Here is a 13,138-nt window from a genome sequence, read left to right as displayed (position 1 = left end):
ATCCCGTCCTTTTCCATCGTCACTAGACCAAAAATAGACCAAAAGCGCGGTCATTTTTCGTATTTTGAGGGAGCCAGACTGTTGGCTTTCGCGAAATCTTCGAGCTTTTGGTCAACAAGTTTTAGGGCCTTACCAACCAGGTCATCCATCTCTTTTGCTTCTTCTTTGACCTCAACGAACTGCTCATCAGCAACCCGGCGGCTACTTTTTATGTTCGGGCAAGCGGCGATTTCATGCATGCCGCCGGCATCCAAACCGGGGACATCCTGAGTGCTGATCGGGTGAGAGAGCCTCGACCGGGGAAAATCGTAATCCTCAACCAACCGTCACAGCGACCCAGGACACAATCGACTTAACACCATATATTATATCACTTTATCACGAAACAACTCATCGAACCTTGTTTTATTTTTAAAAATATCCTTGACATATCTTCGCTGAAAATGTGTTTTATATTGGATATTATTTTGTAGTTATCACTTCGATTTTGCAGAGCCACTGCGGCATCGCATCGAAGTTTATATCTATATTCCAGTGCTTTACTTGTTTCAATGCCGCTTATTCCAGTGCCTTTGCTACGAGAGGCATCCACGAAAACACCTTCTCCTGTCCTTTAGCAGTCAGATCACGTTGGCCACCCCCCTGCTGCCGAGAGAGGACCAGCATTGGAGCCGGCAGTTGCGCTGACGCGCTGCCGATATTCTCATAACCATCCAGACTTCTTGCCTCTTCTGGTTTTTCCGCGCAGTGGCAAAGGATTCCTCGCTTATGATGTTTCGCATGACGACGCTTCGCCGAGCTTTGCTTGGATCGCCATCGCTCCAGGCCGGAAACGGTCCCGCACGTAAAGACCTCACTGACGAGCCGCCGCTGCGGTCGGAGTTGCTCAGCGCCGACCAGATGGCCCTCCACGGCAAGGCCCTGGCGGCTTCGCATACCCTGCGCCCTGGCCGCCCCCAGGAACGCCTGCTGAGCCGGCTGGCTGCCAATGAACGCGTTCTGCTCGGGGTCCGCAACCTCCTTACCGAGGCCGTCAAGGTCGAGCGCCGCATTACCCCGGCTGGGGAATGGCTGCTCGACAACTTCTATCTGATCGAGGAACAGATCCGCACAGCCAAGCGGCATCTGCCCAAAGGCTACAGCCGCGAGCTGCCCCGTTTGCGAAAAGGTCCCTCGGCCGGACTGCCTCGAGTTTATGATCTCGCCCTGGAGGTGATCTCCCATAACGATGGCCGGGTGGATCCGGAGAATCTGGACAATTTCGTCGCCGCCTACCAAACGACGACGACCCTTCAATTGGGAGAACTCTGGGCTATTCCCATCATGCTGCGTCTGGCCCTGATCGAAAATCTCAGGCGAGTCGCCGCCCGGATTGCCACGCACAAGGCTGATCGACACCTTGCCGGCCAGTGGGCCGACCAGATCACCGAGGTCGCGGCCAAAACGCCCAAGGACATGATTTTGGCCATCGCCGACATGGCCCGGTCCAAGCCCCCGATGGACAGTTCCTTTGTGGCGGAGTTCACCCGTCGCGTGCAGGGGCAGGGACCGGCTCTGGCCTTGGCGCTGACCTGGATCGAACAGCAGTTGTCCGAATCCGGCCAGACCATCGAACAACTCGTGCGCCTGGAGAACCAGTTGCAAGCCACCGATCAGGTGTCGATGAGCAACAGCATCGGCAGCCTGCGGGCACTGGGAGCCATGGACTGGCGCACCTTTGTTGAGACGTTAAGCGTGGTCGAGCAGACCTTGCGGGAAGATCCGGGCGACGTATACAGCCAGATGGATTTTGCCGCCAGGGATCGGTACCGCCATGTGGTGGAGCAGGCGGCCAGGAACAGCCCGGAACCTGAAAACGAGGTGGCCCGCCAGGCCATAGGGCTGGCCCGGGAAGCGGCCGCGAAAAAGGGCGGCGACGACCGCGAGGCCCATGTCGGGTATTACCTGATCGACAAGGGCGTGGCGCAGCTCAACGACCGAATCCGAATGCGTCCGTCCCTGGCGAAACTGTTTGGAGACACCGGCCGCAGGTATCCCGGGGCCCTCTATCTCGGCGGTATCTGGCTGCTGACGGCCGTCTTTACGGCCAGTCTAGCCGCCACGGCGTATGCTGGCGGGGTGACGGGCTGGCCGCTTGGCCTGAGCGTCCTGCTGGCCCTGGTCTGCACCAGCCGTCTGGCCGTAGCCCTGGTCAACTGGCTGGTCACCGTGCTGGCCACGCCAAGCCTGCTGCCACGCCTGGATTTCTCCCACGGGATACCGCCTGAGCTGCGCACCCTGGTTGTGGTCCCAACGTTGCTGACGAGTCCGCCGGCGATCGAGTCCCTGCTTGAAGCCCTGGAAGTCCGTTTCCTGGCCAACCGGGATGCCCATCTTCACTTTGGCCTGCTGACCGACCTCGTTGATGCGGCGACGGAAACACTGCCGCAAGACGCAATCCTGGTGGAGCAAGCCCGGCGTGGCATCGAAGCCCTCAATGTGCGGTACCGCGAGACGCATGGCGACGCCTTTTTCCTGTTTCATCGTCCGCGCCGGTTCAATCCCCGGGACCGCGTCTGGATGGGATACGAGCGCAAGCGCGGCAAGCTGTCGGACCTCAACTGGCTGCTGCGCGTCGGCCCCGAGGCCGACCCCAGGGAACGCTTCGCCCTGGTGGTCGGGGCAACGGCGATCCTGCCCTCGGTCCGCTACGTGATCACCCTGGATACGGACACGCTGCTGGCCAGGGATACCGCCCGCCAGTTCGTGGCCACCATGGCCCATCCCCTCAACCGGGCCCGCTACGATGAAACGCTTGGACGCGTTGTCGCCGGCTACGGCATTTTGCAGCCGCGCGTGGCGGTCAGCCTCGCCGGCATCCAGTCGCGCTACGCCCGGCTGTGCGTTAGCGAACGCGGTATCGACCCCTATACCCGCGCGGTTTCCGATGTGTACCAGGATCTGTTCGGCGAAGGGTCGTTTATTGGCAAGGGAATCTACGAGGTCGACGTCTTCGAGCGGGCACTGGGAGGACGGTTCCCGGACAACCGGATTCTCAGCCACGATCTCCTGGAGGGGTGTTACGCTCGGTCGGGCCTTATAAGCGACGTGCGGCTCTATGAAGAATATCCGTCGCGCTACTCCGAGGACGCCAGCCGCCGTCGCCGCTGGATACGCGGGGATTGGCAGATCGCACGGTGGGCGACGCCGATCATTGCCGGCCCGGATGGAAGCCTGCATCGCAATCCGCTCACCATACTTTCACGCTGGAAGATCTTTGACAATCTACGGCGCAGCCTCGAACCTGCGGCCTTAACACTCCTGCTGGCGCTGGGCTGGACCCTGTCGCCCGCGCCCTTTTTGGCCACCATGGCAGTGCTCGGCATCATCCTGCTGCCGTCATTACTCGCGACTGCCGTGGGTATTTTGCAAAAGCCCGCCGAGATGACGCTGGCCCAACACCTCGGCCTGACCATGCAGGCAACCGGCCGCCACCTTGTCCAGGCGCTTTTCACGGTAGCCTGCCTCCCCTTCGAAGCCGCGTACAGTCTGGATGCAATCTTGCGCACCCTGTGGCGTCTGCTGGTCACGCGCCGCCGGTTGCTCGAATGGAACCCTTCGGGAAGTCCGAATCGTCGTGTCGTCACCAGTCTGGCCGGCTCGTGCCGGGCCATGTGGACAGGCCCGGTCCTGGCCGCAGCCGTGGCCGCGACCTTGTGGTTCCTGCGCCCCGACGTCCTGGCCGTGGCCGTGCCCGTTGCGGCGCTCTGGTGTATCTCGCCCGTGGTTGCTTGGTGGATCAGCCGGCCGTTGACCCGCCGCGAAGCGCGACTCACTGACGGGCAGACCCTGTTTCTGCGCCAGATCGCCCGAAAAACCTGGTCCTTTTTTGAAACCTTCGTCGGCGCCGATGAGAACTGGCTGCCGCCGGACAACTTTCAGGAGCAGCCCGCCCCGGTCATCGCCCACCGCACCTCACCGACCAATATGGGATTTTCCCTGCTGGCCAACCTGACCGCCTACGACTTTGGCTACATCACAGCCGGAAAGTGCCTTGACCGAACCGGGCACGGCCTTCGCGCCATGGACTCCCTGGAACGCTACCGGGGCCACTTCTACAACTGGTACGACACCCTGTCGCGCACCCCGCTGTCCCCCCGCTACATCTCATCGGTGGACAGCGGCAATCTGGCCGGCCATCTGCTGACGCTCGGGCAAGGGCTGCGCGCCCTTGCCGACGATCCCATCGTCGGTCCGCGCCTCTTTGTCGGGATAGCCGACACCGTGCGTGTCCTGCTGGATGTCGCCCGCAAGACCGAGCCGGATTTGGCAGAACAGCTGGAACGGCTGCAACCGGATCTCACGGCCGGTCCCTGGCCGGAAAGCCTTGAGGCGACCCGGGCGCTGCTTGAACGGTTGGCCGTCGTGGCGGCGCAAACAGCTGCGGCCATCGAAGCCGGAAACACCTCTGTGGGGAGTCCCTTGCGCTGGTGGGGGCAGGCGTTCATCGAGCAGTGCCGCGACGGCCTGGACGAGCTTTCGTTGCTGGCCCCGTGGACGTCGCTCCTGTCGTCGCCGCACCGGCCTCGGGATATTTCGGGCCTGGACGGCCTGGCAACCGTACGCCAGATCGCCGTCCTGGCCCAAACCTATCTGCCGGACCTCGAACGCCGGCTGGCCCAAGAGGCGACGCCGCAACTGCAGACCTGGTTTGACGCCCTTCGCCCCTGCCTCGTTAAAGCCGGTCGCCGGGCCACGGAAAGAATGGCGCTTCTGGAAACTCTGGCCGGCCAAGCGGATGCCTTGGCCCGGATGGAATACGGCTTCCTCTTTGACAAGCCCCGCCAACTCCTGTCCATCGGGTACAATGTCAGCGATCATCGCCAGGACGCCAGCTACTACGATCTGCTCGCCTCGGAAGCGCGATTTTCCAGCTTTGTGGCCATTGCCCAAGGAGAATTGCCCCAGGAGAGCTGGTTCGCCTTGGGCCGGCTGTTCACCACCACAGGCGGCGAGCCGATCCTGTTGTCGTGGAGCGGGTCGATGTTTGAGTACCTCATGCCGCTTTTGGTCATGCCGATGTACGAGAACACGTTGCTCGACCAGACCTGCCGGGCGGCCGTGGCCAGCCAGATCGAGTATGGAAAGCAGGTCGGGACGCCCTGGGGCATCTCGGAATGCGGCTACAACGCCATCGACGTGCACCAGAACTATCAGTACCGGGCCTTTGGCGTCCCGGGCCTTGGCCTCAAGCGCGGCCTGTCCGAGGATTTGGTGATTGCGCCCTATGCCACGGCCTTGGCGCTGATGGTTGCGCCGCAACAGGCCTGCGCCAACCTGGAACAGCTGGCCGCAGCGGGTTTTGAAGGGCCGTACGGCTTCTACGAAGCCGTGGACTACACGGCCTCGCGCCTGCCCCATGGGCAAACCAGCGCCGTGGTCCGCTCGTTTATGGCCCACCACCAGGGCATGAGCCTGCTCTCCCTGAGCTACCAGCTCCTTGGCCGCCCCATGCAGCAACGGTTCGCCGCCCAGCCGCAGTTTCAAGCCACGATGCTGTTGCTCCAGGAACGGGTGCCCAAGACGACGGCTGTTCTCGCCCACACCACCGAACTGGCCGAACTGGGGCCGGGCGGCGGCACGGATATGCCCATGCGGGTTTTCCCCAGCCCGGACACCCCGTTTCCCGAAGTGCAACTGCTCTCCAACGGTCGCTACCACGTCATGCTCACCAATGCCGGCGGCGGCTCAAGCCGCTGGAAGGATCTGGCCGTCACCCGATGGCGCGAGGACGGCGCCTGCGACAACTGGGGATCGTTTTGCTATATCCAAGACGTGGACAATGGCAGCTTCTGGTCCACGACCTACCAGCCGACGCGGCGGCGTTCCAAGGAATTTGAAACGATTTTTTCGGAAGGCCGGGCCGAATTCCGTTGTCGCCACAACGACCTTGACGCCTATACCGAAGTCGTGGTGTCGCCCGAAGACGATATCGAAGTGCGGCGCATCACCATCACCAACCGCTCCCGCCGTCGCAGAATTATTGACGTCACGAGCTATGCCGAAGTGGTCCTGGCCCCGCCGGCCGCCGACGCGCTCCATCCAGCGTTTAGCAATCTCTTTGTCCAGACCGAGATCATCCCGGAACAGCGGGCGATACTCTGCACCCGCCGCCCCCGGTCCCTTGGCGAGCCGTCGCCCTGCCTGCTGCACCTGATGGCCGCCCATGAGGCCACCGTGGGGAGTATCTCCTACGAGACCGACCGAATGCGCTTTATCGGGCGGGGCAACACCGTGGCCGATCCCCAGGCCGTAAGCGACGCGCCAGGGCCGCTCTCGGACAGCCAGGGGTCGGTGCTCGACCCCATTGTCGCCATCCGCTACCGGATCACCATCGAGCCGGAACAATCAGCCACTATAAACATCGTGTCCGGCGTTGGCGAAAACCGGGATGTCGCCTTGGACCTGGTGGAAAAATACCAGGACCGCCGGCTGGCTGATCGCGTCTTCGATCTGGCCTGGACGCACAGCCAGGTGCTCCTGCGCCAGATCAACGCCACCCAGGCCGATGCCCAGCTCTATTGCCGCATCGCCGGCTCGATCCTCTATGCCAATGCCTCTTTGCGCGCCGAGCCGGCATTGCTGCAAAACACCCAGGGACAATCCGGGCTTTGGGGCTATTCCATTTCCGGGGATTTGCCCATCGTGCTGCTGCAAATCGAAGATCCGGCCAACCTTGATCTGGTGCGCCAGCTTGTCCAGGCCCACGCCTACTGGCGGCTCAAGGGACTGGCCGTGGATCTGGTGATCTGGAACATGGACCACGCCGGGTACCGGCAACTGCTTACCGACCAGATCATGAGTCTGATCGCCGCCGGCATCGAGGCCGACCTGGCTGACCGGCCTGGCGGTATTTTTGTCCGCTCCATCGACCAAATCGCAACCGAGGACCGGGTGCTGTTCCAGACGGTGGCCCGCGCCATCCTTACCGACAGCCGGGGGACGTTATCGGATCAGGCCGACGGCCGCCCCATGCCGGGCGTTGGCGTACTCCCTCTGATCCCGACTCGGACCAATCGGAGCGAGCCTGTGCCGGTTGCGCCCCTGCCGCGCCATGACCTGACGTTTTACAACGGGCTGGGCGGCTTTACCCCGGACGGCCGGGAATACGTCATCACCACCGCCAGTCGGCAGTTAACGCCTGCGCCCTGGGTCAATGTCCTGGCCAACCCCAATTTCGGGACGGTTATTTCAGAAAGCGGCTCGGCCTATACCTGGAGCGAAAACGCACACGAGTTCCGACTCACGCCCTGGGGCAACGACCCCGTGAGCGACGGCGAAGGCGAGGCCTTCTACCTTCGCGACGAGGAACGGGGCCATTACTGGTCGCCAACGCCTCTGCCCTGCCGCGGGGCCACGCCGTATGTCACCCGCCACGGCTTCGGCTACAGCGTTTTTGAACACACAGAACGCGGCATCCGCTCGGAACTGTGGGTGTATGTGGCCATGGACGCGGCCATCAAGTTTTCGGTGCTCAAGGTCCGCAACGATTCGGGCCGCTCCCGCCGGATTTCCGCCACCGGCTACGCCGAATGGGTGCTTGGCGACCTGCGGTCGAAAACGGCCATGCATGTCGTCACGGACATCGACTCGGAAACCGGCGCGCTTTTCGCCCGAAATCCCTACAACACCGAGTTTCGCAACCGCACGGCCTTTTTCGACGTAGACGAAACCATGCGCACCGTCAGCGGCGACCGCCTGGAATTTCTGGGTCGCAACGGAACCCTGCGCGCCCCGGCCGCCATGACCCGCAGACACCTTTCCGGTCGGGTGGGACCGGCCCTCGACCCCTGCGGCGCTCTCCAAGTAGCCTTTGATCTGGCTGCCGGACAAGAACGGGAAATCGTCTTTCGGCTCGGCGTCGGGCGCGATGCCGACGAGGCCAGAGCCCTGGTCCTGCGCTTTCGAGGCTCAACTGCCGCCCGAAACGCCCTGGACGTGGCCTGGCAGCACTGGACGCACACCCTGGGCGCCGTGCATGTGGAAACCCCTGACCCGGCCCTTAATGTGCTGGCCAACGGCTGGCTTCTCTACCAGACCCTGGCCTGCCGCCTCTGGGCGCGCAGCGCCACCTACCAATCCGGGGGCGCATTTGGTTTCCGCGACCAGTTGCAGGACGTGATGGCGCTGATCCACGCCAGACCGCATCTGGTGCGTGAGCACCTGCTGCTGTGCGCGGCGCACCAATTTGAGGAAGGCGATGTCCAGCATTGGTGGCATCCGCCTGTAGGACGCGGAGTACGCACGCGTTGCAGCGACGATTACCTCTGGCTGCCGCTGGCCGCCTGCCGCTACGTCCAGGCTACCGGCGACATTGGCGTGCTGGACGAACCCGTCCATTTTCTCCTGGGCCGCACGCTTGGCGAGGAGGAAGAATCCTCCTACGATCTGCCCGGTCGCTCGGAGCTGACGGCGAGCCTTTACGAGCACTGCACACGGGCCATCGCCAACGGCCTTCGGTTCGGCGCCCACGGCCTGCCGCTCATGGGCTCCGGCGACTGGAACGACGGCATGAATCTGGTGGGGGAAAAGGGTGCAGGTGAAAGCGTCTGGCTCGGGTTCTTCCTGTTTGAGGTGCTCAGGCAGTTCGAGCCGCTGGCCGCCAAACGCGGCGATATGGCCTTTGCGCAACGTTGTCAGACGCACGCTGGAGAGCTTCGCCGCAATCTCGACGTCCATGGATGGGACGGCCAGTGGTACCGCCGGGCCTATTTCGACGACGGCACGCCACTTGGTTCTTCGAACAACCCCGAATGCCGGATTGATTCCATTGCCCAGAGTTGGTCCGTCCTTTCCGGGGGGGGGGACGCCGGCCGTTCGCACCAAGCGATGGAAGCGTTGGAGGCGCTGCTTGTCGACCGCGAACACGGTCTGATCAAGCTGCTGACGCCGCCTTTCGACACTTCGTCCCTGCAACCCGGTTACATCAAGGGCTACGTCCCCGGGGTACGGGAAAACGGCGGACAATACACCCATGCAGCCATCTGGGCGGCCATGGCCTTTGCCCAAATGGGCGACGCGCGCCGCGCCTGGGAACTCTTTGCCCTCATAAACCCGATCAACCATGGCCGCTCTGAGGCGGAAACGGCCCTGTACAAGGTGGAACCATACGTGGTTGCCGCCGACGTCTACGCCTCCGCCCCCCATGTCGGACGCGGCGGCTGGTCCTGGTACACGGGGTCCGCCGCCTGGATGTACCGGCTGATCGTGGAGTCTTTGCTGGGGGTCAGGCTGGAAGGGGACAGATTGCGGTTTGAGCTGTGTCTGCCACAGCATTGGGAAGGGTTCACCATGCACTACCGCTATCTGGAAACCGTCTACCACATCGTGGTTATGAAAGCCGATGGCGAGAGCGGGCCTATGCGTGTGATCGCGGATGGTGTTGAGCAGACGGACAAATCCGTCCCGCTTCTTGACGACCACCGTGAGCACGCCGTCAAGATTCATATCGGCTGCGGGAGCGCATGTGGGACGCCGACGTCACATTTGGATGCATAACGCACCCCCTCCCCTTCATAAACGCAGGAAGCCCCCGGCCTAAAAGTCCGATTTCCAGGGCCTCGTCGTGCCCGTGATCCTGCCCCGGCTGCTCCTTCCACCTGGATCTCCCCAAAATTCAGGAGGAAGAGCAGCACCATGGACACCTGGAATCTCATATTCAGCGACACTCGTGCCAGTCTGCCTCAACACGGAACAGCATCTGCCCGGACAGGTCCCTTATCCGGCATAGGAGGAAGACATAGCCCTCTGGCCAGGGGCACCTGGACATTGTCAGCACCCCTGGCATCCCTTGATTATTTACTACATTTTCTGAAACTGGTAGGCCTCAATTGCTGGCAGCACAACAAAAGTGCTCCGCAGACGATACAAACCGCAAGGCCCCGTGCGGCGGCATCAAGCCCCGCGCCGTTGGCCAACAGCGGTCCCGCAAAGTGCCCGCGCAACACAGTCCGATTAGAAAAATCCGTAATTCCGGGCCGCCTCCCCAGCCGTCTGCCCATACGCAGGATAGCATCTGCCCGAATGTTATCCAAAATTCCCGCGTTATCCCGTAGGGTTGGCCAAGATGTTATCCACCCCGGTTATCCACATGACAAAAGGGGTCAGGCCGAAAACGACCTAACCCCTTGAAATACTTGTGGTGCGTCCGACAGGATTCGAACCTGTGGCCGTCTGCTTAGAAGGCCGCGACTGAATTTTTAATATACTGAAATCATTTAATTTTTCAGAATAACAACTACCGCCCCTTGGACAAAATCGATCCCCGCTGGGACATTTCCGGTTCTCCAGAGTTTATCCAAAATGCCGGTTCTTCAGGGCTGGAGAACCTATTTCAGTGTTATCCAGTAGGAAATCCCTGACACACAGAGTCCCTCTCCTACGGTGGCACAGCCGTTATCAAAAGAATACTATGATAACAGTATGATAAAAAAGTGCAGGAACCTGCGCAAATCGGAAAAGTGGGAAAAAGGAGAAGGAACCGAAGGTGATCGGTGGATTCAAAGGCATCGTCGGGACTGCCGAGTGGAACAAATTGTAGGGAAACGGAAGCAATGTAGATTGGGAAGGGGGGATCTCTGGAGACGGAGGCTCACCTTATCAAGCACCAAATGATCTTTAAAGTCCCGGACTTCGTCTACACACAACATGATCAAGCTGTCTTACAATTCTTTTTCTTCATAATCTTTCCCAAAACATTTTGCAATTCCTCCAGGTCTATCGGTTTAGATATATAGTCGTCCATTCCGGCGGCTAGAAATCGTTCTTTATCACCCTGGAGAGCGTAGGCAGTCTGGGCCACAATAGGGATATCTGGGGAGCCTGCTTGGCCGGAACGGATGAGTTTCGTGGCTTCTATTCCATCCATCTCGGGCATGAGAGCGTCCATGAGCACGAGATCGAACTTTTCGACCTGTAATTTTTCTATGGCGAGTTGTCCGTTTACGGCAACTTTAACGTTATGGCCCCAGCTTTTAATCATATAGCTTGTAAACAATCTATTAACTTCATTATCCTCGACGAGAAGTATCTTCAGGGGGGAGAAATAGTCGGGTATAGGTGCTGGGGTGTCCTGAGGTGGCGAATCAGTCTCAATGGCTTGATCGAACTCAACAATAAAGGAAAAAGTACTCCCCTTGTTGATTTCGCTCTCAACCCAGATGGAACCACCCATCATCTCCACAAGGGCTTTGGAAATTGCCAGTCCGAGTCCAGTCCCGCCATACTGGATGTGCGCCGAGGAAGGTATTTGTTCGAATTTGTCGAAGATGGCGTGAACTTGATCTTGGGAGATGCCGATACCCTCGTCCCTGACTTGAAACAGTAGGCGTGGCTTTGTCGGATCCTTGGTTTCACTCGTATGCACCGTAACTTCAACACTGCCGCATCGGGTGAATTTGATGGCATTGCCCACGATGTTGGTCAGAATCTGCCGGAGCCGTCCACTGTCGCCCCCGACGTTGGCCGGAACGTCGTGCGCGATGAAATAACGGAATGCGAGTCCTTTGTCCTTGGCAATCACCCCCAGTGGCTTCAAGGAAGCCTGGACCATCTCGATGAGGTCGAAGTTGCTTTTTTCAAGCACGACCTTTCCAGCCTCGATCTTGGAGAGGTCAAGGATGTCATTTATGATGGCCAGCAGCGAATGCCCAGATTGTTTGACTAGCTCAAGATATTCCCTAATTTCATCAGGTAATTCACGTTTCAGAGCTAATTGAGTCATGCCTAATATCCCGTTCATGGGAGTTCTGATCTCATGACTCATGTTGGCCAAGAATTCGCTTTTAGCTCTGTTGGCCGCCTCTGCTTCCTCTTTGGCTATCCTAAGCTCTTTAGTCTGGTCTAAAACTTGTTGTTCAAGTGTTATATTTAGCTGATATAGTTTCTCCTCTGTGCATTTACGCTCAGTAATGTCATTAAACAGCACTGCAAATCGACCTTTTCGAGGAGAAAAGACTGAAATCCAAAAATATCTATTTAAAGGAGAAAAATACGTTTCAAAAGCAGTCGGTTCACCAGTCCTGGCAACACGTTCATAAATATCAAGATACGGCGGTTTTTCAACACGGTAAAGAGATGTAGCTAATGCATAAATAGCTTCGCTTCGGCTAATCCCAAGAATTGATTCATACTTAGGGTTGACTTCCAGAATCCGATAATCGACAGGCTGTTCGCTTTCATCGTAAACAATCTCATGGATACATAGCCCATCATTCATAGAAGAGTATAATGAGCGAAGGTTCTCTTCATTTTGATGCAACAATTGTTCAACTTTTAGTTTTTCGACGCGCGCTCTCAAAGAAGACAGACCCAAGGCAAGAGTGTTGGATAACTCAACCAGAAGATCAAATTCGTCGCCTTCAAAAGCATCTGGTTCACTCGCATAGATTGTGAGCACACCCAAAGAGCTGCCATTGACCATCAAAGGAAGTGCAATCGAAGAGGCATAGCCCCGTCGGCCTGCTTCATCGCGCCAAGGAATGAGTCTGGGGTCCGTCAACATGTTATGGCAAGCTACGGGAGTTTCCGTGCGCGCAGCCATTCCAGTCGGCCCCCGGCCTTTTTCATTATCATCCCAGGAGATATGAATCTTTTCCAAATACCCATCTTCAAAACCATACTGGGCAATGGGCTTAACGGATTTCTGTTGATCATTGGCAGCTACACCGATCCACGCCATACGATAACCAACATCATCAACCATCAGACGACAAACGCGGTTCAAAAGATCTTCTTCTTCCGTTACTTTCGCAATTAAAGCTGATGAAGCACTAAACGCACGAACAGCTCTTTTCGTTTTACGCAAGACTTCATCTAATGAAGCGTCACGCCAGCCACCAATAGGGCAGGACCGAGGCGGACAGGTATCATTGTTTTTTTCAACAACAGAATCGTGTTCACCCTCTAGATTGAGATGTTCACCACTAGAAATATTTCGTGTTTTCGCGGCACCATTCATACCGACCCTCTTCGTATATAATTTCGCGGACAAAGACACTTCAAAACAGTCCTGGCACACGTGGCACCAACGTTCAGGGAGCTACTTACAAGCACTTCCTTCAAATAAATGCAGCAAATCCAACCATGACTTGTCACTGTG

The 13,138-nt window shown here is 58.7% G+C and carries 4 protein-coding genes; 2 read left to right on the top strand and 2 right to left on the bottom strand.

The annotated features are described in order from the left end of the window. Positions 1-50: 50 nt before the first annotated feature. Positions 51-239, bottom strand: a complete 189-nt coding sequence (locus NY78_RS13360; protein ID WP_082140006.1) for a hypothetical protein — start codon at positions 237-239, stop codon at positions 51-53. On the opposite strand from NY78_RS13360, the gene NY78_RS25515 reads away from it, so the two are divergent. Together NY78_RS25515 and NY78_RS13355 are read left to right on the top strand one after the other, a co-directional pair. Continuing rightward, a complete protein-coding gene (locus NY78_RS25515; RefSeq protein ID WP_331428927.1) occupies positions 180-356 on the top strand; it encodes a S24 family peptidase in 177 nt (58 codons plus the stop codon). The two genes, NY78_RS13360 and NY78_RS25515, sit on opposite strands and share 60 nt — an antisense overlap. 412 nt (positions 357-768) lie before the next feature. After that, positions 769-9,537 carry a glycoside hydrolase family 94 protein gene (locus NY78_RS13355; RefSeq protein WP_197084246.1) on the top strand — a complete coding sequence of 2,923 codons (8,769 nt, stop codon included), beginning with the start codon at positions 769-771 and terminating at the stop codon, positions 9,535-9,537. Between the two features lie 1,153 nt (positions 9,538-10,690). Here the strand turns inward: NY78_RS13355 and NY78_RS23740 are convergent. Beyond that, entirely contained in the window at positions 10,691-12,997 is a 2,307-nt protein-coding gene (locus NY78_RS23740) for a GAF domain-containing hybrid sensor histidine kinase/response regulator (protein ID WP_082140021.1), read from the bottom strand. Positions 12,998-13,138: the final 141 nt, after the last annotated feature.

It is taken from the genome of Desulfovibrio sp. TomC, assembly GCF_000801335.2.
Lineage (GTDB): Bacteria > Desulfobacterota > Desulfovibrionia > Desulfovibrionales > Desulfovibrionaceae > Solidesulfovibrio.
The sequence above is the reverse complement of the archived record's forward strand: the minus strand, read 5'-3'. Positions and strand labels throughout refer to the sequence as shown.

Coding starts and splice junctions, on each gene's coding strand:
- NY78_RS23740 (WP_082140021.1), bottom strand. CDS start 12,997: ATGAATGGTGCCGCGAAAACACGAAATATTTCTAGTGGTGAACATCTC.
- NY78_RS13360 (WP_082140006.1), bottom strand. CDS start 239: ATGCATGAAATCGCCGCTTGCCCGAACATAAAAAGTAGCCGCCGGGTT.
- NY78_RS13355 (WP_197084246.1), top strand. CDS start 769: ATGATGTTTCGCATGACGACGCTTCGCCGAGCTTTGCTTGGATCGCCA.